Annotated in this window: 20 protein-coding genes and 1 tRNA gene; 6 read left to right on the plus strand and 15 right to left on the minus strand. The window is 61.8% G+C overall.

Annotated elements, in window-relative coordinates:
• Nucleotides 1-112: 112 nt before the first annotated feature.
• From NUW13_02785 to NUW13_02805, 5 genes are all read left to right on the plus strand, one after another.
• On the plus strand, nt 113-3,292 hold the full coding sequence (locus NUW13_02785) for a TonB-dependent receptor (GenBank protein MCR4437956.1): 3,180 nt from the start codon (nt 113-115) through the stop codon (nt 3,290-3,292).
• Nucleotides 3,293-3,404: 112 nt separating this feature from the next.
• Complete coding sequence (locus NUW13_02790; protein ID MCR4437957.1) at nt 3,405-4,670, plus strand: glycosyl hydrolase family 18 protein; 1,266 nt, start codon at nt 3,405-3,407, stop codon at nt 4,668-4,670.
• Nucleotides 4,671-4,728: 58 nt separating this feature from the next.
• Nucleotides 4,729-6,831 carry a hypothetical protein gene (locus NUW13_02795; GenBank protein MCR4437958.1) on the plus strand — a complete coding sequence of 701 codons (2,103 nt, stop codon included), beginning with the start codon at nt 4,729-4,731 and terminating at the stop codon, nt 6,829-6,831.
• Between the two features lie 36 nt (nt 6,832-6,867).
• Complete coding sequence (locus tag NUW13_02800; GenBank protein MCR4437959.1) at nt 6,868-7,887, plus strand: PorV/PorQ family protein; 1,020 nt, start codon at nt 6,868-6,870, stop codon at nt 7,885-7,887.
• Between the two features lie 120 nt (nt 7,888-8,007).
• Complete coding sequence (locus NUW13_02805) at nt 8,008-9,003, plus strand: hypothetical protein (GenBank protein ID MCR4437960.1); 996 nt, start codon at nt 8,008-8,010, stop codon at nt 9,001-9,003.
• 117 nt (nt 9,004-9,120) lie between these two features.
• Here the strand turns inward: NUW13_02805 and NUW13_02810 are convergent, their stop codons facing one another.
• Nucleotides 9,121-10,308, minus strand: a complete 1,188-nt coding sequence (locus NUW13_02810) for a redoxin domain-containing protein (protein ID MCR4437961.1) — start codon at nt 10,306-10,308, stop codon at nt 9,121-9,123.
• Between the two features lie 563 nt (nt 10,309-10,871).
• On the opposite strand from NUW13_02810, the gene NUW13_02815 reads away from it, so the two are divergent.
• Complete coding sequence (locus NUW13_02815; GenBank protein MCR4437962.1) at nt 10,872-11,231, plus strand: VOC family protein; 360 nt, start codon at nt 10,872-10,874, stop codon at nt 11,229-11,231.
• A 97-nt stretch (nt 11,232-11,328) separates the two neighbouring features.
• Here the strand turns inward: NUW13_02815 and NUW13_02820 are convergent, their stop codons facing one another.
• The 14 genes from NUW13_02820 to NUW13_02885 all read right to left on the minus strand — a co-directional run bounded on the left by NUW13_02820 (nt 11,329) and on the right by NUW13_02885 (nt 26,559).
• Nucleotides 11,329-11,787 carry a hypothetical protein gene (locus tag NUW13_02820; GenBank protein MCR4437963.1) on the minus strand — a complete coding sequence of 153 codons (459 nt, stop codon included), beginning with the start codon at nt 11,785-11,787 and terminating at the stop codon, nt 11,329-11,331.
• A 19-nt stretch (nt 11,788-11,806) separates the two neighbouring features.
• Nucleotides 11,807-13,267 (minus strand): aminoacyl-histidine dipeptidase, encoded by a 1,461-nt coding sequence (locus NUW13_02825; protein MCR4437964.1) that lies wholly within the window; start codon nt 13,265-13,267, stop codon nt 11,807-11,809.
• Nucleotides 13,268-13,402: 135 nt separating this feature from the next.
• The gene (locus NUW13_02830; GenBank protein ID MCR4437965.1) at nt 13,403-14,962 is read right to left on the minus strand and encodes a hypothetical protein; all 1,560 of its coding nucleotides are present in this window, start codon (nt 14,960-14,962) and stop codon (nt 13,403-13,405) included.
• 86 nt (nt 14,963-15,048) lie between these two features.
• Nucleotides 15,049-15,249, minus strand: a complete 201-nt coding sequence (locus NUW13_02835) for a cold-shock protein (GenBank protein MCR4437966.1) — start codon at nt 15,247-15,249, stop codon at nt 15,049-15,051.
• A gap of 312 nt (nt 15,250-15,561) precedes the next feature.
• Nucleotides 15,562-15,635 (minus strand) — tRNA-Met (locus NUW13_02840).
• A gap of 191 nt (nt 15,636-15,826) precedes the next feature.
• Complete coding sequence (locus NUW13_02845; GenBank protein ID MCR4437967.1) at nt 15,827-16,108, minus strand: hypothetical protein; 282 nt, start codon at nt 16,106-16,108, stop codon at nt 15,827-15,829.
• 508 nt (nt 16,109-16,616) lie between these two features.
• Entirely contained in the window at nt 16,617-18,950 is a 2,334-nt protein-coding gene (locus tag NUW13_02850) for a hypothetical protein (GenBank protein MCR4437968.1), read from the minus strand.
• Between the two features lie 121 nt (nt 18,951-19,071).
• Nucleotides 19,072-19,782: a hypothetical protein gene (locus tag NUW13_02855; protein MCR4437969.1), complete on the minus strand. Its 711-nt coding sequence runs from the start codon at nt 19,780-19,782 to the stop codon at nt 19,072-19,074.
• Between the two features lie 751 nt (nt 19,783-20,533).
• Nucleotides 20,534-21,805, minus strand: a complete 1,272-nt coding sequence (locus NUW13_02860; protein MCR4437970.1) for a hemolysin family protein — start codon at nt 21,803-21,805, stop codon at nt 20,534-20,536.
• Nucleotides 21,806-21,819: 14 nt separating this feature from the next.
• Nucleotides 21,820-22,452 (minus strand): YigZ family protein, encoded by a 633-nt coding sequence (locus NUW13_02865; GenBank protein MCR4437971.1) that lies wholly within the window; start codon nt 22,450-22,452, stop codon nt 21,820-21,822.
• A 476-nt stretch (nt 22,453-22,928) separates the two neighbouring features.
• The gene (locus tag NUW13_02870) at nt 22,929-24,092 is read right to left on the minus strand and encodes an acyl-CoA dehydrogenase family protein (GenBank protein MCR4437972.1); all 1,164 of its coding nucleotides are present in this window, start codon (nt 24,090-24,092) and stop codon (nt 22,929-22,931) included.
• Between the two features lie 19 nt (nt 24,093-24,111).
• Nucleotides 24,112-24,864: a ribonuclease III gene (gene rnc, locus NUW13_02875; protein MCR4437973.1), complete on the minus strand. Its 753-nt coding sequence runs from the start codon at nt 24,862-24,864 to the stop codon at nt 24,112-24,114.
• Between the two features lie 2 nt (nt 24,865-24,866).
• The gene (gene fabF, locus NUW13_02880; protein ID MCR4437974.1) at nt 24,867-26,108 is read right to left on the minus strand and encodes a beta-ketoacyl-ACP synthase II; all 1,242 of its coding nucleotides are present in this window, start codon (nt 26,106-26,108) and stop codon (nt 24,867-24,869) included.
• Between the two features lie 199 nt (nt 26,109-26,307).
• The gene (locus tag NUW13_02885) at nt 26,308-26,559 is read right to left on the minus strand and encodes an acyl carrier protein (GenBank protein ID MCR4437975.1); all 252 of its coding nucleotides are present in this window, start codon (nt 26,557-26,559) and stop codon (nt 26,308-26,310) included.
• Between the last annotated feature and the right edge of the window lie 28 nt (nt 26,560-26,587).

The following is a 26,587-nucleotide window of genomic DNA, read 5'->3' on the forward strand; positions in this document are numbered from 1 at the left end:
TGCGACGACACCATCGACAGACCCCACGCGAGAGGGAGTAATCCTCCTCGCTCCTTCCTCCACAGGGAGCAAGCTACAGTGCAATCGTCTCCACAGCACGGAGGGATCACATATGGTGCATAGGCGTACTGCGCAGGGTTGGCTGGTCTCACTGACCGGCCTGGTGACACTGGTTTTGATTTGCATGTGCCCACCTGCACAAGCAGCAAATGGCAAGATAGCCGGTCGAGTCTACGACGCCCAGACCAAGGAGCCGTTGCCTGGTGCCAACGTCATCGTCGAAAGCATTTGGCAAGCGGGTCGGCCGGTGCCGCTGGAATTGAAACTTGGCGCCGCAGCCGACCGGGAGGGATACTTTGTCATCCTCAATGTCCCCCCTGGCACCTATGACATAAGGGCCAGGATGATGGGCTATGGGCCCTTGCTCAAGCAACAGGTGCGGGTGAACTTGGACCGTACCACCACGGTGGATTTTGCCCTCAGCACCCAGGTGCTGGAGATGGGAGCTATCGAGGTGGTGGCAGAGCGGGAACCCATCCGCGCCGATGTGGCGGGCACGCAGGAGATTATCCTCACTCAGCGACTGGCAGAGACCCCGGTGCTGCGCGTGGACGAGTTCGTCAACAAGATCAAGGGTGTGCAGCTGGTGGCCGACAATGACGGCCAGGGCCTCAGCATCCGCGGTGGGGGCATCCGCGAGACCGACGTGCGCATCGATGGCATTTCCTTGCGCGACCCGCGCTCCGAGAATTCGTACCTCTCGCTCAACTCCACCTCCGTGGAAGAGTTGCACGTGCTCACGGGTGGGTTCCAGGCAAAGTACGGCGGCTTCCGCTCCGGGTTGGTCAACGTGGTGACCAAGGAGGGGCGGCGCGACCGCTACTCGTTGTCCCTGCGCATGGATGCCACGCCCGGCGGACAGAAGAAGTTCTTCGGCGTCAACCCCTGGAGCGACGAGTCGTGGATCTATCGGGTCTTTGCCGACACGAGCGAAAAAGGCTACGCCTGGAAGGGCACCATCGGCGACACAACGGTGCCGGAGGAGCTGCGCTACTTCCGCGGGTGGAAACACAAGAATGAAGGCAGGAGCAACTATGAGGCCATCGGCATCCCCCGCAACGCTAAGCTCACGCCCGAGCAGAAGCTGGCATTGTGGAAGCGGCAACACCCGCAGTATCGCTTCGCCGACAAGCCAGACGTCTTCGTGGAGGGTACGCTCACCGGTCCAGTGCCGGGTGGCGGCTTGCCACTAGTGGGGGCCCTTCTGGTCCGCACCACCTTCCTGGCTGGGTTCAAGTACGAAGACACGCAATTCGCCTTTCCCCTTGGGCCGCGCAACAACTACGTGGACTGGAACGGCCAGCTCAAGTTGACCACCACCTTCAGCCCCAGCATAAAGTTGTCCCTGAACAGCATGTACGCCGAGGTGAATACCTTGACCGCCGGCCGGCCCAGCACCTTCGGCGGCGCGCTCATCGATAACTCCAGCCGCTTCAACTTCCTCAGCAGCACCGAGGTCTCCGTGGCCCAGCAGGCCGCCCTGCTCGGAGGGAGCAACGGCTTCGTGCAGATGTTCAACAAGAGCCGCCTGCAGTTCTACGACAAACGCCTGCTCGTCGGCGGCGCCAAGCTGACGCACACCCTGTCGCCCAAGGCCTTTTACACAGTCGACCTGCAGGTGGGGTACACCGACAACAAACTCACCCCCTTCGCCTTGGACACCTCGCGCGCCGATGCCTGGTTCATGTTGGACAGCACCTACCGCGTGCTGGATGCGCCGAACAAGGGCACTCCCAACGGCTCCACCAACTGGCTGACCGACATCACCAACATGTTTTGGCTGTACGGCGGCCTGCAGGCTGCAGACTCTTCCTACTCCTGGTCGGCGAACCTCAAGGCCGACCTCACCGCCCAATTAGGCCGGCACCACCAGCTGGAGACCGGCATCAGTGTCGACTTCAACCACATCTCGGTCAACTCTGGCACCTGGTTGCAGTCGGAGCAAAGTTGGACGCCCGACACCTGGCAGTACTACACGGCCAAGCCGCTGGAGATAGGCGCCTACCTCCAGGACAAACTCGAATTCCAGGGCATGATTGCCACCTTAGGCGTGCGGGCCGACTACTTCAATCCCAACAAGAAGGCGTATCTGGTTGCCCATCCGCTGGACCAGGACTATGCTAACTTCTTCAACTTGGTCTACCAGTACTTGCCAGGGAAGTTCGGCTCGTGGGAAAAGTGGGTCAAGTTCCGCGAGATGTTAGATGAGCCGCCCGGTTGGCCGGCCACGGAGAACAAGACGCAATTGAAGCTCTCGCCGCGCGTGGGGGTCTCTTTCCCGATAACCGTGAACAGCAAGCTCTATTTCAACTACGGCCATTTCTACCAGCGGGCGAATCCCACCTTCCTCTACAATCAAGCGGTGATGCCGGGCGCCACCAATGTGCCCTGTCCTGACCTGACCATGGCGCGCACGGTTGCCTATGAATTCGGCTACGAGCAGAACTTCTGGAAGGACTTTTTGTTCAACGTCACCTTCTACTACAAAGACGTGAAGGATGAGCCGCTGTCGCGCTCCTATGTGGACTACTGGGAAGAGCAGACGGTGCAGAAGTATTTCCCCGATTTCTACAAGGACATCAGGGGCGCGGAATTGCGCCTGGAGAAGCGGCTCGGTCGCTTCTTCACCTTCTGGGGCAACTATGAGTACCGCCTGCAGACTACTGGCCGCACCGGGCTGGCTTACGTGTACGAAAACCGTCTGCGCGCCAGTGAGGAGGAGCGGTGGCCGAACATTGTGACCACCGACCCCAGGCCGCTTGCCCATGCCAACATCAACCTGCACACGCCCATGAATTGGGGACCACGCCTGTACGGGCTCTGGCCGCTGGCCGGCATCTACGTCAACTTTTTCTTCGAGTGGCAGGATGGCGGCCGGCAGATCATCAATCCGCAGGAGCCTGAGGAAAAGCAACACCGCATCGAGGTGGTGGACTATTCCAACGCCGCCTTGCGCGCCGCCAAGATGGTACGCATCGCCGGGGTGAACATCGAGCTGGTGGCGACGGTGCAGAATCTCTTCAACCAGAAGCGGCTGTCGTTCCAAAACATGAGCACCGCCCAGTTTGACCGGTACAAAAACTCGCTGCACCTGCCCTTCGAGAGCGGAGAGCAGCACGGCAACGACAAGTTGGGCGAGTGGGACAAGGACTATATCGACATCGGTTGGTTCACGGCGCCCTTGTTCCTGAACCCGCGCCGCGTGCTCCTCGGGCTGCGCATCAACCTCTGAGGGCCATTTGCATCTGTCCAGGCAACAAGGGAGTGTCCACCCCGCCGCACTGGTCTTGAGTGGCGCACTTCTGAGCTGTGCATTGGCGAGCTCCTCGCTGGCGGGAACGCGCATGGTCGTGGGCTATTACCCTTCCTGGGTGCAGCAGAGTTTTCCCCCTGCGGCGGTCGATTTTGCCAGGGTGACGCACGTGGCCCATGCTTTTGCGTGGCCCAACGCCGACGGCACCATTGCTTCCTCCCCCGAGTTTGATCCGCGGGGATTCGTAGCGGCCGTGCACGGCGCCGGCAAGAAGGCGCTCCTCTCCCTTGGCGGCTGGGGGCAGTCGGACGGCTTTTCCCCGATGGCTGCAGACCCGGCACGCAGGGCCCGCTTCGTCAGGGCGGTCACCGACATGTGCCAGACACACGGTTACGATGGCGTGGACCTCGACTGGGAGTACCCGACGCTTTCGGATCGCGGCAATTTGACGGCCTTGGTGAGCGAATTGCACCAGGCCCTGGTCGGCATGACCCCATCCAGGCTGCTCTCCATGGCGGTGCCCGCAGGATCCTGGACGGCAGGCCAGTACGACTATCTCGCCCTCGCCCCGCATCTGGAATGGTTCGGGTGCATGACCTACGACTTTCACGGCAGCTGGACTGCGCACGCCGGGCACAATGCGCCGCTCTATCCCTCTGGCGGAGACCGGTGCGGCTCGGTGCACGAGGCCGTAACCTTTCTGCTTTCCCTCGGACTGCCCAAAGAGAAGCTGCTCATCGGCGTCCCGCTGTACGGACGACTGTTCAATGCCACGGGCTTGTACAGTCCCAGCACTGGCGGCGGCGAGCTATGGTACAGCGGCGCAGCGGCCCTCGCCCTCGCAGGCTGGACGTATCACTGGGATGAGGCAGCGCGAGTTCCCTACCTCACCAATCCCAATGGCACGATGCTCCTGACCTTCGACGATACGGCCTCGGTGGCGCTCAAGTGCGCGTACATCGAAAGCAAAGGGCTTGGCGGAGCGATTGTCTGGGCGCTGGGGCAGGACGTGATCGGCGGCCAGCAGGTCCTCTTGGCAACCCTGGGCCGCAGGCTTCTCACTCCCACTGCGGTAGCGCAGAAACCAGGCAGGCCGGCAGGGCCGTTCTTGCGCTGCTACCCCGACCCGTGTAATGCTTCTCTCACCGTGCTCTACAACTCGCCGCAGCCCGGTATGGCAAGGCTCCAGCTTTACGACATTTGTGGAACAATGGTGTGGGAGAGCGAGGCGCCAGCATGGGGCGCCGGGGAACAGCGTATGCCCGTCGACGTGTCTGGCTTGGCCAGCGGCACGTACGTGTGCCGGCTGCAGGCGTCGTCAACGGTTCTCACCAGGAAAGTGGTGATCGTGCGATGATTGCCGGAGCCCCTTTGGGCGACTATTGCCTACGGATGACCAATGAGGAGAAGCAACGATGAGGCGACAGTTGTTCTGTTTTGCGCTCGCGAGCCTGTTCCTCTGGAGCAGCGCGCCTTCCCTGTGGTCGCAGAAGGACTACAATGGCCCCCCGCTGTTCATCGATGTGAACGCCATCAAGCTCGACATGAAGAAGCTGAACGGCGAGGGACAGTTCACCACGCAGTACAGCTGGATGCTCACCGGCACTGGCCCAGAAAAGACCGAGATCTTCTTCTACCCCCAGGACCAGTGGCACGCGCAACTGCTCTACCAGATCTTCAACCCCATCTGCCTGGATGACAGCGGCTGTGTGGACCAGAAGGGCAATCGCAAGATCATCCCTACCCCTTTTGTAAGCAACGGGGTGAACGACTGGTCGCAGGAGATCCGCCGCTATCGCCCGCCCTATGTGACCGTCGACGGCGTGCCATTGTTCCGCGAGTATCGCTGGCAGGTGGACCCCAAGCTGAAGCCGGACATCGCCGCCGTCTGGGAGGATATCCTCCCCTTCTGGGGCATTCGCACGCACGTGGAGGTCTATGCCTTCAGCAACCCCAATCATCAGGACTACATCATCTGGAAAGGCACCTACAAGTTCACGGGCGAAACCAGGCGGCCGATTGAGAATCCAGGCCCGGAGGATGTGTTCCCCGATCAGACGATTCGCCTCTGGTGGCCGGTGGCCTTCAGCTTCGGTCCCTCCAAGGCTGGCGAGTACGAGGTGTTCGGCCACTTCGCCTACGAGGGGGAAGACGATTTGGACAGCTGGTTCGCGCGCAAGTCACAGCTGGTGATAGGTCGGGCCCGCGATACCCTGAAGGTGGCCTACTACTGGGACTCCACCCTTGGCGGAAGTGCCGCTTATCCCAACGGCAGAAGGGACCACACGGGCGACCCAGATCGCACCACCGGCCACCTGATGTCGCCGCAGGTGCCCGGCTATGCGCTGCTCTACGCCTGCACTTCGCCCACCGATCCGGCCGATGATCCTACGCAGCCCTACGCGATGCCGCACGCCGGAATCGTCAAGGACCTTTGGGGGCGGCGCGACTTTGGCCTGCGCGACACCTACATCGGTCACGATAGCCGCGGCAAGTTCCCGAAAGACGCTATCACCGAAGGGTGGGCCACCAGTCCGGAAAAGGGCCCGATGCGCTTCATCACCGTGGGGCCCTATCGGCTGACCAAGAACGCCGCTGTCGGTCGCTACGATTCCATCACCGTCGTCTACGCCATCGGCGTGGGCTCACTGTCGTGGGAGATGGCAGACAGCATAGGCAAGGCCTGGTTCCGCGGGCAGCTCACCGATGAGGAAAAGAACGCCTGGGTACTCACAGGGCGCGACTCGCTGTTCAAGGTCTTGGATCGGGCGTACTGGGCGTGGAACCGCGGGCTGGACATTCCCGACCCGCCGCCTCCGCCGGATCTGGAGGTGATCAGCGACGCCGATCGGGTCGTGGTCAAATGGTCATACCCCGATCCGTCCTACTTCAAGGACCCCGACACGGGCGTGGACGACTGGTATGCCTGGCGCGTGTACCGCAAGAAAGGGGCCTCTTTCGTGGGTGATCCTCAGGACGCCTACAGTGGCGAACGCTGGCAGCTCATTTACGAGACCACCAACCGCAACGAGACCACGTACATCGACAACGACGTCACGCGCGGCGTGAGCTACTACTACGCGGTGACCGCGGTGGACAACGCCACTCAGAATCGTGACGGCCTCTTCCCGGGGCAAAAGCTGGAGAGCTCGCGTTTTGCCAATCGTTCGGCCATGCCCGCCATACCCTTCAAGGCCGGTCTGGCCACCACCGAGCGCGTGCGCGTGGTGCCCAACCCAGCAACGAGCAAGGCGGGTGGCCTTGGTTTCCCCGGCACTGCCGACCGCATCCTGTTCACCCAACTGCCCTACAAGTGCAAGCTGCGCGTGTTCACCGAGACAGGTGACCAGATCACCAGCATCGACCACTTTGGCACGGACCAAGAGGTGTGGGATCAGCGGACCGATGCCAATCAGTATGTGACCAGCGGCATTTACATCCTTGCGGTCACTGAGGCGGAAGACGTCAATGGCCGCCAGCTCCCTGACCAGTTCGTCAAGTTTGTGCTGGTCCGTTAACCTGGCAGCCTTTTGCGGCAAGAGCGAGGAGAAACCATGAAGAGCAGACTGGTGTTGCTGATGATGGCGGTGACGCTTTGCGCGGCGTTACCCCTGCAAGGGCAGATTATCAAGAAAGGCCAGGTGGGGTTCAGGTTCTTGGAGAATCCCATATCTGCCGAGGCCGTAGGACGCGGCTGTCTGGGCGTGGCGGCCGCTCGCAGTGCCAACGCCGTTTTCTGGAATCCTGCCGGCTTGCCTTGGATCGACGGCCGATGGGATGTGGCGCTCAACTACACGAAAGGGATTGCCGACATCAATCACACCTCGGCGGCCGCGGCGTTACAGCTTTCCCGCGTGGGCACACTGTGTTTGGATGCCATCATGATGGACTATGGCGATTTCTACGGCACCCGACGCGCCGACAACGAGCAAGGTTTCATCGATACGGGCGTATTCTCGCCATCCGCCTGGGCAGTCGGCCTTTCCTTTGCACAACGGGTGAGCGACCGCTTCTCCTACGGCGTGCATCTCAAGTACGCCTACCAGGACCTTGGCGACGCTTGGGTGGCCACTGCCGGCGCCGACGTGGACGACCCCAACTTGCGGATCGCGCAAAAGTCCTACGCGCACGGTGAGCCGGCAGTGGATGTGGGCGCGGTCTATGACTTTGCCTATCACGGCATCCGCTTCGGCGCCGTCATCCAAAACGTCTCTCGCGAAATCCGCTACGAGAGCGAGAAATTCCCCTTGCCGTTTGCAGTGAGCTTTGCGCTGAACGTCAATCCGCTGTCGTTCCTGGTCCCTGAGCTCAACGGGCATGACCTCGTCCTGGGCTTTGAGTCGCGCCACCCGCGTGACTTCAAAGAGAAACTCAAAGTAGGAGCCGAATACACGTTCCACGAGGTGCTCCTGGTACGCGCGGGGTACATGGGCAACTATGACGAGCGCGGTCTGACGGCGGGCATCGGCGTGCGGCAGAAGGTCGGCAGCTCCACAATGCGCATCGATTACGCGTTTCAGGACTTTGGCCTGTTCAGCAGCGTCCACCTTTTCACGTTCGGCATGAGCTACTGAGCCCGGCTGCCGGCAGATTGCTCCCAGGCGAGCCCTGGCCTCTGCCAGGGCTCGCGCGCAATTGCTCAGCCAGATGGACGCCGCTCAGCCGGCAAGTTAGCAATGATTAAGGAGACGAGCTTGCGCCCAGGAAGAAGCGAACTTCTCCGCGCGGGCAGGCACCTTGGCCTGCCCGCCGCCTTGCTGGTGGCATTGAGCGTTGTGCAGTGCGCCGCGCACCGAGGTGAGCTGGCCTCACGCCCTGCGCCTCACCCCGACGTGGTGGCCACCACGCGCGCAGCGCCCGCCCCATGGCTCAATGAACCGGCAAGCCGCTGGCTGCGCGACTTTTCCGGCTCGCCCCGCGACGACACGCTGGCCCTTCCCACATCCAGCCTTAAACAGGAAGGCATCGGCACCAAGAAGCGGGTCTTTGACCTGTTTGACCGCTGGCAGCTGCGGCCAGAAATCCGCGCCGACCGCGGCACCGCCTGGGCCGACATCACCGGCCAGTGCAAGGGGATGATCGAGCTGGACTTTGCCCTCACCCCCGAGCAATGGCAGGACCCGGAGCGGCGCCGCGCCTACTACCGCGCCGTGGATACGCTGATCACCAACATTGGGAATAGGTTGCTTGCCGATTTCGGCGACCTGCTACAAGGCACAGAGCGGGAACTCTTCCTGCGCGCCCTCAAGGCCTTAGCCTGGCAGGAGAGCAGATGGCAACACTACCTGCGCTACAAAGACTGGTTCTTCGTGGTCGTGAGCGGTGGCTCTTACAACAAGTTGGATGACTGGGGGATCACCCAACTGGCACGATCTTCGTTTGACGAGAAGGTGCTGTTGAACAAGAACTTTTTCGACAGCAACGGCTACTGCTCCATCTCCAGCACCCTCTACTACGGCTTCATGCACTATTACTATTGCTACTTAGAGGCGCGCAGCAACCCGGACAACGGCCCGAGCCTCCTGAACAAGATAGTCGGTGCCTACAATCGTTACTCGTCGGGGTACAGCTCCAGTTGCTTTGCCTTAGCGGAGAGTGACTCGGCCTATCGCACCTACCAGATTCGAGCCATGGGGCTATTCAAGGACAATTTTGTCCTTGAGCCTTGGCGAGCACAGACAGGGTGGTGAACGACCGCCGCCGGCCCGCTGACGAGCCACTCAAGCGCCGCGGTCCGCTCGTCTCCGCACCAGATGTGCTCGGGGCGCTCTGCACAGAGAGGGACAGAACGCCCCGCGCGCATTTCCTCACACCTTGAGCAGCTCTCTGAGCTTCGTCTCGATCTTCTGGGCCTGGTTCTCGCCCGAGCCGACCACGATGAGCTGCACTATCCCTCTTTGGTCGATCACCGCGACGGTGGGGATGCCTTTTACCCCGTAGGCGTCAAAGTTGCGCTTTGCCTGCTGCTCGTTTGCCACCGCGTATGGGAAGGGGATCTCGTGGTGGAGCTTGAACTTCTTTATCCACTCCAGTTCTTCCTGTGGTGACAAGCCCTTGAGGTTCTGTTCTAACTGGTTGAACCGGCCGTAGTGCTTGGTGAGGCCAATAATCTCCAGTCCCTTGTCGTGGAACTCCGCATACCACTTTTTCAGGTGGGGAAAAGTGGCGCGACACGGTCCGCACCAAGGCGCCCAAAAGTCAAGGAGCACCACCTTGCCGCGCAGGGCTGCTAAGGTAGTGGGTTGGCCGTCGATCCAGTCGCTGGCTGCGAAGGCAGGTGCCGGTCTGCCTGGCAGCTGGAGTCTGGTCAGCGTGGCGCGCAGGTAGCTTTGCGCCCGCTCGTCCTGGGTCGCCTTCATTTCCTCATCCAGCAGGCGCAGGGCGCGAGACAGCTCGTCGCGGGCCGCGGCAATTTCTGCCTTGAAGCTGACGGCCGAATAGCGCTGCTGGTCGGGGGCCTTTTCTATGGCGCGGTCCACCCAGAGTTCAGCCTTCTCCAGGCCTCCTTCGTCGAAAAAGCCGTAGGCCAAGCCCAGGCACTGTCCATAATCCGGTTGCAGGCCCAGGGCAGGCATCTTCTCCTGAGCGAATGCTTCCGCCTTGTGCAGACTGTCGGCGAAGAGGTAGCTCTGCAGCAGGCGCACTGCGGCCAGGCTATCTTTCTGCCCGCGAACGGTCAGGTACTTCTCCAGCGCCTGTTGCTCCTTGACGTAATCACCCAGCACCTGGTAGAGCGAGCCCAGCGCCAGGAGGTCTTCGCCCTGCACCCGCTGAAGTCGCACTCGCTCGGTGTAACGTCTGGCCAGGTCCATCTGCACCGTGCGCAGGCTGTCGTAGTTGCGCGACACCTTGAGCCCCTTGGCCCACACGCTGTCCACTTCTGCCGCTTTGGCGGCCAAGTTGGCCTCGGGGGCCTTTCCGCAGGAGGCCAGAATCAGGGCCATCCCTGCAAGAATGCACGCGACGCGCGCCCAGCTTCTTGCCGTTTTCTCCATAGACCTTCCTCCTGGTTACCGTTCCAAAGCTACTGGAGCCGATCCTATTCTTCGCACATCACCCTGTCCGCAGGCGTTCCGCGAAAAGTGCGCTGCGCCATCCTGTTCATCGTGCGGGAGACTCCCCTACGCCTCTACCGACCCCGGGCTATCTTTCAAGTCCGCCGCGCAACGGAACTCGTTGACACTTCATGCCTCAGGTGACGCGCCGCAAAAGTGTCGTTCCGTCGGCTTCTCGCCCCCAACCGGGAAAGGCCAGCAAGGCTTTCGGGTGTGTACCTCCCCTGCCTCTGCTTTGGCAGCCCCCTGCCCTGTACCCTGCCAGGGGTTGCCGCGCGCTCGGGGGCGCCAACAAGACGCACCCTTGGCGAAGCCCCCTCTTCGCGGCGAGAAAAAGCTTGACTTTGACGCGCAAAGTTCGTACAATAAGAGTAGGTCGCGCGCAGCAACATTTCGATGAACCTTCCTTGGCACGAGGGCGCACCCTGGGTTCCGGCAGAGGCTGGCAGCCCAGGTCGTCCATGCGCCGGCATGACCCTCACTCACGAAAGGAGGAAACGGCCATGCCCGACTCGCTGGACCGCATCCTACTGGCAGTTAGGTCGATAGAGGACTCGGTCGCTTTCTACCGCAATGTGCTGGGCGCACGCGTCAAGTTGCGCGAGCCAGACCTCTGCATCTTCACCCTCGGTGGCATCGAGCTGTGCGTCGAGCTGGAGCGCCCGGAGCTGGCCGACGAACGCCCGGTGAAACATGGTTTCGCCTTCGGCTTCAGCGTGGCCAATGTGGATAGCGCCTACAGCGAACTCCGCACTAAGAAAAAGGCGCCTGTGCTGACAACGCCGCGCGAGTCGCGCCTGGGGCGTTACTTCGAGATCGTCGACCCCGACGGCCACATCATCAGGTTCACCGAGAAACGCTGAGCGCCCGCGCCAGACTCGCGTAGTGCATTCCTTTCCCCTGCCCTCGTGCCGCCCCGCCGAGGTGCAGGTTCGGGCAAGCGGGAGCACCAGCACAGGGTCAACTCCGCACGGCGCGCTCGGTGAGGCCATAGGAGGCGACCTTTTCCCTGGCGCAGGCGTCAAACCCGACGAGCAACTCCGGCCGTTCGGGAGCATGGGTGCGCACAAAATCTTGCAAGAGCTCCCGCCCTCGCGCCCATGCGTCCCTTTCAAAAGCCAACCTTTCTCCCCCCAGCGGCAGGTCCACAAGGCGCCAGTACTCCGCAATGTGCCCTTGCCTCTCGAGCTCGCGATACTGCAGGTAGTGGCCCGCTTCGTGGAAGAGAAGGTAGAGCTCTTCGCTGTGCTCTTGTTCTCGCGGGACAAATAGGACCACCGCGCCGCGCTCTGCTTGCGGGGCGAAGAAGTAGGAGACCGGGCCATCTACCTCCACAAGTTGCACCGCAAGCCCGGGGAGACGGTCCCAACACAGGAAGGCCTTGGCCTGCACCAGAAGTTCGCGACCCACGCGCACCATGGAGCGCCACCCGCTTTGGCTATGCCTCGGCGAGGCGGGCCAAGGCAGCCGTCAGAAGCTTCCAGAAACTTTCCACGGAGGCGACGTTGACGCGCTCCTCAGGCGAATGCGGGTGTTGGATGGTGGGACCCAGCGAAATCATGTCCATGCCCGGGAACTTTTCGCCAATGATGCCGCACTCCAGGCCGGCGTGCACCGCCGTCACCTCGGCCTCTTTGCCGAACACCCGGCGGTGCACCTCCTGCATCACCGCCAGCAAGGGCGATTGCAGGTTTGGCGTCCAACTGGGGTAACCGCCGGGCTGTTCAATCTCGCCCCCCACCAGCTCAGCAAAGGCCTTGAGGCGGTTGCGCACGGCCTCCAGGGCCGACATCACCGAGCTGCGACTGCTCATTTGGATGACGGCGTGCGTTTCGTTGCAGGCTAAGGTGGCCACATTGTTGGAGGTCTCCACCAGCCCGGCGATCTCTCTGCTCATGGCCAGCACGCCGTGGGGCAACACGTACAGCGCATTGAGCAGTCGCTGCCAGGAGGCGCTGTCCAAGACACGCGCCGGCGCCTGCGGCAGCTTCTCGACCCGCACCTGCAGACCCGGCTCAACAGTGCGGAATTCGAACTTGATCGCCTCGGCCAGACGGTTGACGCGCGTGGTGAAATCCTCGACGCTGTTCCTACCCACCACGACGTCCGTCCAAGATTCGCGGGCGATGGCATTGCGCTTGTTACCGCCCCCACAGTCGGCTGCGGCGTACTCGTACACACCATCCGCCCGCCACAAGAGGCGCGTCAGCACCTTCAGAGCATTTGCGCGACCAGTGTTGATGTCCAATCCGGAGTGCCCACCGCGCAGGCCGCTGACATGGACTTTCAACGCCTCCCCTATTGGAGCCGGCACGTAGCTGACCGGCAGCTTGAGCACCGAGTCTGCCCCGCCGGCGCAGCCGATGGTGTAAACCCCCTCTTCTTCGCTGTCGAGATTCAGGTACTTCTTGCCCTTCAAAAAGCCTGGTTTGATGTGCCGCGCGCCGGTCAGGCCTGTCTCCTCGTCAACCGTGAAGAGGAACTCCAGCGGGCCATGCACGAGGGAACTGTCTTCCATGACTGCCAATGCCGCGGCCACGCCGATGCCGTTGTCCGAACCGAGGGTGGTCCCCTTGGCGGTCACCCAGCCGTCGACGAGCTGGAGCTCGATGGCGTCTCGCCGAAAATCGTGGGCCACGTCGGAGTTCTTCTCGCAGACCATGTCCAGGTGGCCCTGCAAGATGACCGTTTCCGCCTGCTCGTGCCCAGGCGATGCCGGTTTGCGTACCACGATGTTTCCCACCTCATCCCTCTCCGCCGCCAAGCCATGTCTTGCCGCCACTGCCAGCACATAGTCGCCCAGTGCCTTTTCGTTGCCTGAGCAGTGGGGGATCGTGCGGATCTCGTCAAAGTGCCGCCACAGTGCCGTCGGCTTCAATCCTTCCAGCAGTGATGCCATGAGCCTCTCCTCCCTTTTCGCTTCGCATCGAGCAACCATAAAGCCTTCTGTGCAAAACGCTTGACTGCTTCAAAGTTATCACTCTCTGTCCAGAAATGCCACAAGTTTTTCGGCCGGGCGCGCCGCACCGTCGGCCTAAGAGGGCTCTGCCTGGGACATATCCACGAGCACGAGGAAGCGGGGCTTGCCGCCCCTGAAGCACTCGAAGTTCGCCGCCAAGCCTGGCGGGGCAGGGAGTTCTATTCGTGCGGGGCGGGCCGAGCGCACATATGCCGCAAAGAGCTTTCTAATGTGGTCGTGGTTGCTGATGACGTTGGACACCAGAACGTAGCGATAGGTACTGCGCCGCAACGAACGCCTGAGGGCCTTCGCCAGCAGTGGGAAGAATTGCAGATAGTGGGCCTGGGTGGAGCGTGGGATCTGGATACGGTCAATGACCAGGGCTCGCGCCACATCGCCAAAGTCCAAGCAGTACACATTGCCGACCCATTTGCGGCCGCGGAAGAGGCGCATGTTAAAGAAGCGGGGCTCGGCCAGGTGCCGCCGTGCCAAGTCCGCCCCCGAGCTACAGTCGCCGGAAATAGACCCCTTCAAAAGGTCCAGATAGTCCTTGGTTGGGTAAAGGTCCAGGAAGTCCTTTCGGTATAGCACGCTCCTGATCTGCGTGGTGAAGTGCACCCTCACCCCGTAGGATTGTGGCCGGTAGACCTTGCTCAGCGGCACCAGGTCCTTTTCGAGAACAAACTGTTCGTAGAGTTGCCGCGCCCTGGTAAGCTCGATGCGCAGATTGCGCAACATTCCCAAGAGGCGCGTCTTCTCGCCCTCGTCAATGCGGAAGATGCGCACCGCGCGCTCAGCGGCGCCTAGCCTGCGGGCAACGTTCTCCGGCTCAACTGCTCGGCGCACCATCGAGGTCAGGGCATTCCGTTGGTAGACCGTGAGGTCAACCTTTTCAAGACGGCGCACAAAAGTCTCGATGGGCACCTGCGGCCGGAGCAGACGCGTGTAGAGTATCCTGGGCACGCGGCAAAAAAGAAGTTCGGCCACAACATTCTGGAAGGCAACCGACTCTTTGCCCTCGGCCAGCCCTTGCCGCACCGCATCCAGCACATCCTCGTTGCCCAGGCCAAATGCCGTGTACGCCAGCAGGAGGGTGCGGAGCGCGGCTATGCGCTGCGCATCGTGCACCCCACCTTCGATGAGGCGCTTGCACAACGCGCGCAGGTGAGTGGCAAGAACGCGAACGAGGAGGTGGTGCGGATCGAGGTACGCGCTGAGCTTGGCTCGCACGTCGTCGGAGAAGAGCGCCGATCCTTCGTCGCTTCCGGCTACACCCGCCACGAAGGAACCCAATTCACGGGCGCCTGCAATGCGCTCAAGAGAGGCGGAGTACGGGGCAAAGAGGGCGCCGTTCTGCTCCAGAGCCAACGCAGCGGTCGTTCTGACCTGCATGCGGGGAATGCGCACGAGCTCCGTGGTACGCAATTGGTAGGCCTTGAGGCGGATCCTCGGGCGAAGTGCCGCTAAGGCAGGCGCGACCGTTATCTCCAGGCCCCTGACCAACCTTGCCAGGCGTGCCATATCGTCCTTCTGGAATCCGGGAGGGGGGATCACGAGCGCTGCCTGGAGCTCCTCCCAGGTAGTGATGCGATAGGGTGGAAACAGATACGCCAGGGCTGTTTCTTGCGGTGTCATCTTTCAGCTTGCCAGGTGCTGGCGAAAAGAGTGCGAAAAAAAACCCCGACGCCAGCGACGTCGGGGTGTGCGGGATCCTGTCGCGGTCAGATGACCGAGACGTTCGTGGCCTGCAGGCCTTTCGGGGTCTCCATGATGTCGAATTGCACGCGCTGGCCTTCGCTCAGCTTGCGAAATCCTTCGCCCTCGATCTGGCGGTAATGCACGAATACATCGCCACCCGAATCGCGGGTGATGAACCCGTACCCCTTGGCCTCATTGAACCACTTTACCACTCCCTGTTCCATGCTGCAAAATCCTTTCAAAACGGTGAGACGGACCAGTACAACCGGAGTGTTGCAGCTCTGTTCGGAACGCTCGGCGGACCGCGAGAGCATCTCGCCCACCCGTTCGCCGCGCCCTCGCCTCCTCCCCCGCGGCACTACTGCGCGTACAACAGAGGGCTGACATACAGTACTTCGGTGTACCAACGACTGTGTGCAAATGTAACAACAATCCGTGAAGAATGCAAGGATTTTCTTCACATTTTTCTCTTTCTCCCCAGGAGCGCTGCCTGGGGCAGAGAAAGCAAAGGCAGCCCGACGAGCTGCCTTTAATAGTAGCGGGGGGTGGATTTGAACCACCGACCTTTGGGTTATGAGCCCAACGAGCTACCAGACTGCTCCACCCCGCGATTTCTATGAGTAATATACAACAATTTTGCCGAAAATCAAGGGCTTTTTTTGACGCGCTGCAGCAAAGTCGGCGACTCGTGTGTGCCCTCATCGGTCTGTGGGCAAGTGGCAAGGCCTCCTTGCTTCTCCCGAGCTGGGCAGTGTACCGGGTTCGCCCAGGACAACGTGCCGTCGAGGCGGCGCGCCAGTTTCAGTCCGCTGGGCTGCCCATGACAAACACCCTAGTCGTCCTTGTCCAACAGGCAGCCATAACCCCAAAGGCATTGTCTACTCCTGCGGAGGGAACTCCCGCGAAGACGTGTTCGAAGTAATGTCGGTCGAAAGCCATGACTTTGATAGCGAACATGCCATAGTGCTTCTCCGACACCGACACCCTGCCCGCCCAGGTGGTGTCCCCCAACACCACGTAGCTTGGCGGCGACCACCTGCCGCGACCTCCTGTCCCTGCCGCCTGCTCAGAAGCGATTTCCACGACGTATCCCGCTCCACCACGTGAGCGAGTCCATGACACTTGCAAATCGACGTACCCCCTACGACGAAAACCGTGTCCCCTGGATGTGGCAGCAATATGCGGAAATCACCAGGAACTGTTGTGTGACCGCGGATTTCGGTTCCGTCCGGGCACAAGGCTTGGAGGAAAAACTGGCGCCCCGGTATGACTTCCACTCGATCCCCCGTGTCTGCATACGCGGGAAAACTCGTCCCCCAGAGGCGATTCGGCACCTCGCTCTTAGTCAACGCAACGGACCCTTCAGACCAGGAGAGAAGCACCTGGGCGCCTTCTACCAGGCTGGACGACGAGTCGACGGGAACCACCGCGTAGATCGTTACCCTTGTGGGCGCAGTGCCGTTGGACAACACGCAGATTACGGAGTAGCGCGGGATCTCGCCGCTTGGAGAATTGGAAAAGCCACTGCATCCCTGCAACGCGGCAACGACCGCGACCACCACAGCAGCATGGGCCAGGCTCTTTGCCGGTTTCATTGTTTCTGCCCGCCGCTTAGTGCCCGGTAACGGACGCCGATCATTGGAAGCCGCATCAGACCTCGCACAGGCCTCCTCTCTGCCCGACTCTCCTCCATGTTGCGAAGGTATGCCAATGGGTTTTCTTGGTTGGTGACGTTGAACACCCTCAAGTACAAAACCCATTCTGCCCCCGCCGACCTCCTGAACCCGTACTCGAGTCCGACATCGAGGCGGAAGTACGCGGGGGTGCGCGCACCGAAGAGTTGCGAGAATGCGCCCCTCCACTCGGTCTCTTCGTCGGGTCCAGAAGCGTAAATTAGGTCCTGGTAGAAGCCGCCCGCCTCCCCGGACAAGTCTGGCAGCGCCCTGAACCTGAGGTCCGCTTCTGTGTAAGGCAGGCCGCTTGCTACATTGGCCAGCGCATGGAACGCGAAACGACGCCCGGGGCGCCACTCTGCGGAGAGTCTTGCTTGGAGCGGCCGCTCGTAGTGGGCCACATGCCATCTTCGCTCCTGCAAGAAGGCGCGGGCCACATCCAAGGAAGCAGAGGCAGCCAGCTTTGCCGACGTAAAGTCGACCGACAAACCAGCCCCATACGCTCGCCCCTTGCCTCTGACCTCATCGTGCCTGAGAAAATCGGTCAGAGGCAGATTATCGAACCTTTTCACATGGGCGTGTGCGTGCGCCGAAAGCATGCGCCGTGCCGCGAGCAATGTGGCCGCCAGATACTGCACAGCGGGTGCCCGGCGGGGATCGGTACATAAGAAGAATGCGCTGGCCGGTTCAAAGACTTGCTCGTTCAGGTCTTGTTTCCGGGCATAATGCCACTGCACACTCTTTCCGGCGAGAAGCCCTGCCTCAAGCTGCTCCGACCTCCACGAGAGAGTGGCAGAGGCCGACACGAGAGGGAGGTTCCAGTGCCGCTCCAACAGGTGAGCCCGGATGGACAGCTCCATGCTCATTCGGCCATGGCGTACCTCGCAGTCCCACGACGGACTGAGCACGAAAAGGCGCTGCCGGTACTGGAATCGTCGCGGGGCAAAGTCGAATAGCAGGCGGGCCGGATTGCCGACCAGGTCCCACAACTCCCGGCTGCTCAAGTCCCAGTTGTGCGACGCCAAGTAGAGCCGGTAGGCAACCGATACCTGCCAGCGGTGGCTCGAAACAGACGAAGAGACAGACTCGGAGAGCTCTGCGATGCGCAGCGAGGAACTGAGGTGGTCGTGGGGACCTTTCCCGTGCACTGCAAAGTCACTGAGCAGGGCCGCAGATTGCCATACCGAGGAGTCGGGACGTTTCCACGTTATTGCAGTTCTCGCCAAAGTATTGCCCCACAAGATGTCCCAACTGGCACCCGGCCGTTCCTTCCACCCGCCGGTTTCCACGCGGAGCAGGTCACGGGCAGCAAACATAGCGACCTCCGCTTCGGTGTTACCGCCAAGCCTTGCCCTGCACCATCCACCGGCGTCAGCAAAGTTGTACGGCAGCTTTACCCCGGCGCCCTCGCCGATGGTGGCCAAGTGCAGAACCCGAGCATGTGCAGAGCAAGCAACCCCTCTGCGCACACCCGCATAGCCCACCATCGCCGAAACAGGGTTCAGGTCGACCACCCAGCAACTGTCTGGCTTTGACCAGATTTCCAGGGCGCCACCCAATGCCAAGGGCCCAACCGATGGCGGGGCGAGTACACTTGCCACAATGCTGTCTCCTGGCAGAGCCACCAGTGAGCTGACCACGCCACCCAGGTGTGTGCTGTTCAGCGCAGGGGTGCCATTCCAGTAGACCATCCTGTGGTAGAAATCAGAACCGGCTGCGTAGAAGGAAGAGGAAAAGTCCGAGCGGAAGCCCACCGCTGGCAGGGTTTGCAGGAAGCGCACCGCATCCCCTGGCCAAAGAGGCGCCAGATCAAGAACGCCGCCCCGGAGGGCATATTTTGCCGGACCAGCCATCACAACGCGAAGGCGCGAGGCCTCCACGGTGACGGGACTCATTGGAATGATCCTCGGAGAAAGCCTGACGCTCACGGTGCGCTCTGTTTCACCACTGCGAACACAGACTGTTTCCACGGCAGCACCGTATGCCACTGCCGTCACCGTCAAGACGAAACACGGCCTACCACCGCTGACATGCACCCTGAGCACGCCCGTCGAGTCAGCCTGTCCCATGCACACTTCGTCCACATAGACAACAGCAAATGCCACAGGCCCGCCAGTGACACTGTCGACGGCGGCTACGCTAATCGCGACCTGCTGCCCAGCCAGGCGCAAGGGCCCACCGAGGAAACCAACCAACATTGCTACCGCAGTGACTGCGTGCTCTGCCAGTGGTGCAGCCAAGGATGGTTTCACTGCCTCCACCTCAGCACGGGTTTGCCTTGGCGAGAACAGGCAACAGAGGGCCGCTGGGGAGACGTCCGGGAACGACCCCAGAGGCCGTCCCCCTTCCTGCAGCGGCCAGGCTGATCCAACGCTACGAGGGGTTCTTTGGCACAACCTGCACCCTCACATCAACGTCGCCGCTGCCACATCCATCAAATCGTTGCTCGTACTCGGAGAGAGGGATCCAAATGCTACATCCTTCTCCATCCCAGTACTTTTCAACCAGGTCATCACCGGAACCCCAGTCATCCTCCCACACTTCGAGCTTGGCGTACTGTGTCCCCGAGTACCCAAGGTCGAGAATGCAGACGTCGTAGAGCGTCCACGGCGAGGTGTTGTTCACCGGCGGGGTAATGCTCGTCTCCTCCCATCCAGCGCCATAGTTCGCTTTCACGTAGAATTCTGGTGGTTCAAGCCAGTCGGGTTCGTGGTCGTCGTATATGTGGATCCATTTCAACTGCCACAGTCTTTCGTATTGCGGCGCGGCTGAGAGCTGTCCAACGCCCACGCTCGACGCAGGGGATCCGTGATGTTCAGGCCCTTCATCGAACTCTGGGTAAGCAGCCACAAGAACCCAGACATCCGTGCGCTGGCCGTCTTTCAACGTGAGCTTTTCACCGCTTCCCACCAGCCAGCCCTCGATGAAGTCCCCTTCGGGCAGCCTGGGGTCGCACCAGACAACAGCCACTGTGGCAGGCGGGGTAAGCGCCTTGCTCCATCGCTCTCGCTGGCACCAGTACGGGTAGAGGACCATTGGTCGCTCAGCGCCAGCCAAGGCCCCAGCCAAGAGGAGTGCATCCACGAGGTCCTTTCCGTTGGGCCTGCACCAGGCCAGGAGATCCTGGCACAGTTCGGTCAGATCCACGAGTCGTCTTTCGCCCTCTCCCCCGCATACTCGCTGCGCGACTTTGTGGCGCAAAGGCTCCGCTGCCATCGCTTGAGACACTGCCTGGGCTGCCATAGCCAATGGGTGAGCAGCCAGCGACACCCCCGGTGAGGCGTGTGGACTCCTCGGTTCGACCTCCGCTAATAGGCCAGCGGCCTGTTCCTTGTCCCCCGTAATCCTCTCCCCGCAGGCCGGCCAGAGCAGCAGCCCTGCCACGCAGCCTGCACCGACACAGACCAATGTGCTCCTCGTAACGTGCCCTCCTCCGCTTGGCGTCCATGAGCCCTATGTCACTTTCTGCCACGGACGCCCCCGGAGGGCTCCGCCCAGAAACAGAAAGACCCGAGCGCAGGGCGCCACCCGGCACCGCACACTCAGGTCTCTCTCTGCCTATTGGGCACGTTATCCGCCCGCAGCGCCCCCCACTTTGTCGGGGGGGCAGCATGCGGGCCCTCTGCCCCTACCAGTTGCCTCTGGCTATGTCCAACTGCCTCAACCATGGCGCTGCCCTGGTACCTTTCGGCGCCCCAGCCTCGGAACGGGGCCGGCAGAGGGCGGGGCCGCGCAGGTTGTAGTATAGAAAAACGCACCGAAACAATCAAGCACAATCTTCACGTCCGAGCAAGGACACCGTTCCCCGCCTGCGGCCAAGAACGCCGCAGCAGATTCATCCTCCGCCTCCACCGCCACGCCCCCGGGACGGGATACTCGGCCCCCCGCTGCCCTGTTCTATTTGCTGCAAGGCAGCCTTCAGGGAAAGAATCCGCTTTCTGGTGGCGCGCAGCACCTGGAACTGATACTTCCCCACCTCCACGAGCTCGCCCCTTCTCGGAATCCTCCCCAGGCGCGCCAGAATCAATCCGGCCACGGTGCTGTAGGGCCCGGAGGGCAGCTTCCACCCCATGGCCGCGTTCAGCTCCTCCACGCTCAGGCGGCCATCCACCCAGACTCCCCCATCGGGCAGGGGCCGCCACCGAGTCACTTCCTCGTCGTGCTCGTCCTCGATCTCACCGAACAGCTCCTCCAGCACATCCTCCAGGGTAACCATGCCGGCGGTGCCGCCGTATTCGTCCAATGCCACGGCCACTGCCGCGCTGGTGCGCCGAAACTCCAGAAGAAGCCGATAGCAGGAGGTCGTCGCCGGCACAAAAAGAACGTTCCGTACAATGGCGGCCAGCGACTCGGGTCTGCCCAGCAGGTCACGCACGTGGACGACTCCTTTGATGTCATCCAGGGTCTTCTCGTATACCGGCAGCCGGCTGTAGCCGGACTGGCGAAACACACGCTGCGCCTGCTGCAAGCTACTGTTGAGAGGCAAGGCGACCATATCCACGCGCGGCACCATGATGTTTTTCACCGGCCGGACTGCCAGCCGCAGGAGGCGGGAAATCAGATCGCGCTCATGCCTGGCAATGGTGCCGGCAGCAAAGCTCTCGCGCAGCAAGATGGTCAGGTCTTTGCGCGAGAACAGGGCGTAGGCCGCACGCGCATCGACCGTTCTCGGCCCGGTCAACCTCAGTACCACCCACCGCAGGGCCCAGTTCACCGGCCAGAAGAGAAGCTCGAAAAAGCGCAGGGGATAGGCCAGTCTTAACACTGCAGACTGTGCTCTCTCTCGCAGCAACGTCTTCGGCACGATTTCCCCCAAGAGCAGGAGGGTCATCGAAGAAACCAGCACGATGGTACCCGCCGACAGGTGCGGCTGCAACAGCAGGGCCGCAAGAGCAGAAAAACCCACAGTGGCTACGTTGTTGCCGATGAGCGTGGTGAAGACGAAGCGCTCAGGATTCTGCACAAAGCCATAGGCAAGGTGGGCGCCTCGCTTCCCAGTACGCCGAGCTATTTCGCAGCGGACGCGGTCGGCCGCCACGAAGGTCACTTCGGTGCCTGAGAAGAACGCGCTGAGCGCCAGCGCCAGAAAGATGCCCGCCAACGACACCGGTCAGCCTCCGCTCATTCTTCGCGCACCGTCGCCCTGCCTGAGGTGGCGGCTGCTATGCGCCGCAGGCATTCTTCGGCAAGGCTGTGCCGCACGGCGACCACCAGGGTCACCTGCTGACGATAATCCACCGCGCGCACCCGACCCTGGACCTTGCGCACCACTTGCTCCAGGGCATTCTCCAGCTCATAGGGGCAGCTCACCGCGAAGGTGCGCATCAGGAAGCGTTCCACCACGCCGGCCCGGTCAAGTGTTTGGGCGGCACACTGCCCATAGGCCCGCGCCAATCCGCCCATGCCGAGTTTCGTGCCGCCAAAGTACCTGGTGACCACCACGATGGTGTTGGTGAGACGTCGCCCTTCCAAGGCCTCTAAGATAGGTTTGCCAGCAGTGCCTGAGGGTTCGCCGGCGTCGCTGCTGCGCACCAGCGCCTGTGCCCCGCAGCCGAGGCGGTAGGCGTAGCAGTGGTGAGTGGCATCGTGGAAGCGGCGTTGGACGTCGGCCAGGAAAGCCTCGGCTTCCGCGCGGCTGGTCACCGGCTGTGCCTGCCCCACGAACCGCGAGCCTTTCACCCTGATTTGGTGCTCGGCGTAGCCGGCCACCGTGCGATAGGCATCCGCCGCCGATGTCAGTCGGTCCCTTGCCATTGCCCTGGGGTTCTCCGTGCCTTAGAATATACGCAACACGCTTACGATGTGCAAGGGCTTTCTCCACGGAGAGGACAGCGGCAGAGCACGCTCAAGAGGCGAGGCAGGATCGGCAACCTGCGGAGAGCGTAGAGGTCCAACGGCCTTCTCACGCCGGCAGATTGGGGTGCACAGCCGAAAAGAAGCCCTGGGGTTCCCTCAGGAGCACCATAGGCAACTACGGGCCGAGCCTGCGTGCGCTTTCCGATGCCGGCCGTGAGATTTCCAACAGCGAGGTTCTCACTGCGCCAACAGCCAGGGCCGGCGGACCGCCATCCGGCGGGGACCAACGCGCCATGAGCCCCAACCAGCAAGAATGCCCACCTCTCCTCTGGCCCTGCAAGGTGGGCATCCTCCTGCTGCGATGCAAACAAACCGCTTTGCCGTGCCTCTCAAGGGGCCACGCGCATCACGCCTGGGGACGCGGCTCTGCGGGCTCAGGCACGTGCGTGCTTGGCGCTCTCGCGGATCAGGCTGCGCCCGATGACGTTGCGCTGGATCTGGTTGGTCCCCTCGTAGATCTGCGTGATCTTGGCGTCTCGCATGTACTTCTCGATGGGGTATTCGCGCATGTAGCCGTAGCCGCCGAAGATTTGCACGGCATCGGTAGTCACCTTCATGGCCACATCAGAGGCAAAGACCTTGGTCATGGCCGAGACCTTGGCGATGTCGGTGGCACCGGAGTCGATGTAGCGGGCGACGCTGTAGATGAGAGCCCGCGCCGCCTCGATCTGCGTGGCCATGTCCGCCAACATGTGCTGCACCGCCTGGAAGGCGATGATAGGCTGGCCAAACTGGTGCCGCTGCCGGGCGTAGTTCACGGCCAGATCAAAGGCCCCTTGTGCGATGCCCAAGGCCTGGGCCGCAACACCCGGGCGCGACTTGTCCAACGTCTTCATGGCGATGATGAAGCCGTGCCCTTCCTTGCCCAAGAGGTTCTCCTTTGGCACCCGACAGTCTTCAAAAACCAGCTCGCAGGTGGCCGAGGCCCGGATGCCCATCTTGTCTTCCTTCTTGCCGTAGGAAAACCCCTCCATACCCTCTTCGACGATGAAGGCGGAGGCGCCGCGCCCACCTCGAGCCGGGTCGCTCATGGCAATCACCGTGTAGATTTTGGCCACGCCGCCGTTGGTGATAAAGTGCTTGGTGCCGTTGAGCACATAGCAGTCACCATCTTTGCGCGCCGTCGTCTTGATGGCCTCGGCGTCGGAGCCGGCTTCTGGCTCGGTCAACCCGAAGGCGGCCAGTGCCTCGCCGCTGGCCAGGCGGGGCAGGTAGCGCGCTTTCTGCTCGTCGCTTCCGGCAATGATGATGGGGAAGGCGCCTAAGGCAGTACCGGCCAGTGCCAAGGCAATGCCGCCGCATGCTCTGGACAGCTCCTCGGTGACAATGACCAGATCGAGCACGCCGCCGCCCAGGCCGCCGTACTTCTCCTCAATCCACACGCGGAAAAAATCCATCTCGGCCAAGGTCTTGACGATTTCCCACGGGAACTCGCCGGTCTGGTCGTGCTTGGCCGCCACCGGGCGGATCTTCTCCTCGGCGACGGTGCGCGCCATCTCGCGCAACATTTTCTGCTCTTCAGTCAGAAAGTAGTCCATCAGGCTTTACTCCTCCGCCTCAGATCACGTGCAATTTGAGCAGGGCGCCGCGTGCTGCCCTCTGTTCGGCCGCCTTCTTGCTGCCTCCCTGGCCTGTTCCGTACTGCCTGCCCCCAATGCTGACTGCCACGGTAAAGACCTTGTCGTGCTCGGGGCCATCTTCGCGTTCCACGCGGTAGGCCGGGGTGGGCATCCTTTCGCGCTGGCAGTACTCCAGCAGCAGACTCTTGTAGTTCTGGTTCTCCTCCCTAGCGAGAATGCCGGGCAGACGCGATAGGACCAGGCGCTGCACCACTTTGCGCGCCGGCTCCAGGCCGCCATCAAGGTAAACGGCGCCGATGATGGCTTCCATGGCATCGGCAAGGATGGAAGGACGCTGTGCACCTCCTGCTCTGCGCTCCTGCTCGCTCAGGAGGAGGTGCTCCCCTACGTTCAGCGCCCGTGCCACATTGGCCAACACGCCGCGGCTCACTGCCAGGGACTTCATCACCGTGAGCTCCCCCTCGGGGCGACGCGGGTAGCGATGGTAGAGATATTCGACCACTGCCAGGGACAGCACGGCGTCGCCCAACAATTCCAGCCTCTCGTTGGCCATGTAGCGCGGCTCACCGCTCCCGGCAAGGTAGGAGCGATGCTTGAGGGCCTGGGTCAGGTAGCCTGCATTCTTGAAACGGTAGCCCAATTTCTGGCCGAGGGGAGAAGCTGCATCTGCGTCTGGGGCACGACTCCGGAGGCCGACTCTTCGCAGGAGGGAGGCAAGCGAAACGCGCAAGGCTATTGATACCTCCTCACCGCGATGCAGACGTTATGCCCGCCAAAACCGAAGGAGTTGCTCAGGGCAACATTGACCTCTTTCGGCCGAGCGCGCAAAGGCGTGTAGTCCAAGTCGCACTCGGGATCCGGCACCTCAAGGTTGATGGTGGGGTGAATGGTGTTGTGCACAATGGTCAGCACGGTGGCCACGAACTCGGCAGCGCCCGAGGCGCCGAGCAGGTGGCCGATCATGGACTTGCTGGAGCTGATGGCTACCTTGTAGGCATGTTCGCCCAGGGCGGCCTTGATGGCCATGGTCTCGATGCGGTCGTTGTGCGGGGTAGAGGTGCCATGGGCGTTGATATAATCCACCTCCTCGGGGCGCACGCCGGCCTCGGCCATGGCCAGGCGCATGGCGCGGGCTGCACCGTCGCCATCCGGGTCAGGCGCGGTGATGTGATAGGCGTCTGCAGTGAAACCGACGCCCACCACCTCGGCATAGATTTTGGCCCCCCGCCGCAGGGCATGGCCAAGCTCCTCCAGGATGACCACTGCCGCCCCTTCGCCCATGACGAAGCCGTCGCGATGCAGGTCAAAGGGGCGACTTGCCGCCTTGGGGTTATCGTTGCGCGTGGAGAGCGCCTTCATGGCATTGAAGCCGGCAAAGCCCATACGCGTGCAGGAGGCTTCCGAGCCGCCAGTGACCATGACGTCGGCATCGCCATAGGCGATCAGGCGAAACGCGTCGCCGATGGCGTGAGAACTGGAGGCGCAAGCCGACACCGTCGAGTAGTTGGGCCCTTTCAAGCCGTGGCGGATGGACACATAGCCGGGAGCAATATCAGCAATCATCATCGGGATGAAAAAGGGGCTGACGCGCTGCGGGCCTTTGTCGAAAAGAACCTTGTACTCCCGCTCAAAGGTATCCATGCCTCCTACGCCGGAGGCCAGCACCACGCCGATGCGCGTCTTGTCCTCCTTTTCCAAATCGAGGCCGGCGTCCTGGAGGGCGAAATCGCTGCAGGCAACGGCGAACTGGGCGAAGCGGTCCATGCGCCGCGCCTCTTTGCGGTCCATATAGGCCTCCGGGTCAAAGTTCTTGACCCAGGCAGCGAACTTGGTGTCGAACTCGGTAGTGTCGAAGTAGGTCACATAGTCGACACCACTGGTGCCGGAGACGAGTCCTTGCCAGTAGTCATCCAGACGAAGGCCCAGGGGAGTGATGACCCCCATGCCGGTGACCACGACGCGCCGTTTCTCCATGCATTACCTCATGCTTAGTCACACGACTTGCGGCGCACCGGAAAGGTGGCGCCCTCACTGCCCACAGCCAGACTACCTGAGCGGCACTGGCCGCGGTGCGCGCCGTGCCGCCCGGACATTCCCTCCAGAGCGGCACGGTGCCCGCTGGTCGTAATGACAAGAAATAGTCCCGCCAACAGACGGGACCTGGTTGTCCAGATTACTTCTCGGCCAGCTTCTTCTCGAGGTACTCCAGCGCCTTGCCCACGGTCGTCAGCTTCTCGGCCTCTTCATCGGGGATTTCGATATCGAACTCCTCTTCGAAGGCCATGATCAACTCCACCGTGTCCAAGGAATCGGCGCCGAGATCGTCGATGAATGAGGCTTGGTCAGTAACCTCGTTGGCGTCCACACCAAGCTGGTCGACGATAATCTCTTTCACCCTCTCTTTCACCTTCGGGTCAATGGCCATCTTTCACACCTCCTCTCTGGTGAAATGC

It is taken from the genome of candidate division KSB1 bacterium (assembly GCA_024655945.1).
Taxonomy (GTDB): domain Bacteria; phylum Zhuqueibacterota; class Zhuqueibacteria; order JANLFK01; family Oleimicrobiaceae; genus Oleimicrobium.

Coding starts and splice junctions, on each gene's coding strand:
- NUW13_02785 (MCR4437956.1), top strand. CDS start 113: ATGGTGCATAGGCGTACTGCGCAGGGTTGGCTGGTCTCACTGACCGGC.
- NUW13_02790 (MCR4437957.1), top strand. CDS start 3,405: ATGGTCGTGGGCTATTACCCTTCCTGGGTGCAGCAGAGTTTTCCCCCT.
- NUW13_02795 (MCR4437958.1), top strand. CDS start 4,729: ATGAGGCGACAGTTGTTCTGTTTTGCGCTCGCGAGCCTGTTCCTCTGG.
- NUW13_02800 (MCR4437959.1), top strand. CDS start 6,868: ATGAAGAGCAGACTGGTGTTGCTGATGATGGCGGTGACGCTTTGCGCG.
- NUW13_02810 (MCR4437961.1), bottom strand. CDS start 10,308: ATGGAGAAAACGGCAAGAAGCTGGGCGCGCGTCGCGTGCATTCTTGCA.
- NUW13_02815 (MCR4437962.1), top strand. CDS start 10,872: ATGCCCGACTCGCTGGACCGCATCCTACTGGCAGTTAGGTCGATAGAG.
- NUW13_02820 (MCR4437963.1), bottom strand. CDS start 11,787: ATGGTGCGCGTGGGTCGCGAACTTCTGGTGCAGGCCAAGGCCTTCCTG.
- NUW13_02825 (MCR4437964.1), bottom strand. CDS start 13,267: ATGGCATCACTGCTGGAAGGATTGAAGCCGACGGCACTGTGGCGGCAC.
- NUW13_02830 (MCR4437965.1), bottom strand. CDS start 14,962: ATGACACCGCAAGAAACAGCCCTGGCGTATCTGTTTCCACCCTATCGC.
- NUW13_02835 (MCR4437966.1), bottom strand. CDS start 15,249: ATGGAACAGGGAGTGGTAAAGTGGTTCAATGAGGCCAAGGGGTACGGG.
- NUW13_02865 (MCR4437971.1), bottom strand. CDS start 22,452: ATGGCAAGGGACCGACTGACATCGGCGGCGGATGCCTATCGCACGGTG.
- NUW13_02870 (MCR4437972.1), bottom strand. CDS start 24,092: ATGGACTACTTTCTGACTGAAGAGCAGAAAATGTTGCGCGAGATGGCG.
- fabF (MCR4437974.1), bottom strand. CDS start 26,108: ATGGAGAAACGGCGCGTCGTGGTCACCGGCATGGGGGTCATCACTCCC.
- NUW13_02885 (MCR4437975.1), bottom strand. CDS start 26,559: ATGGCCATTGACCCGAAGGTGAAAGAGAGGGTGAAAGAGATTATCGTC.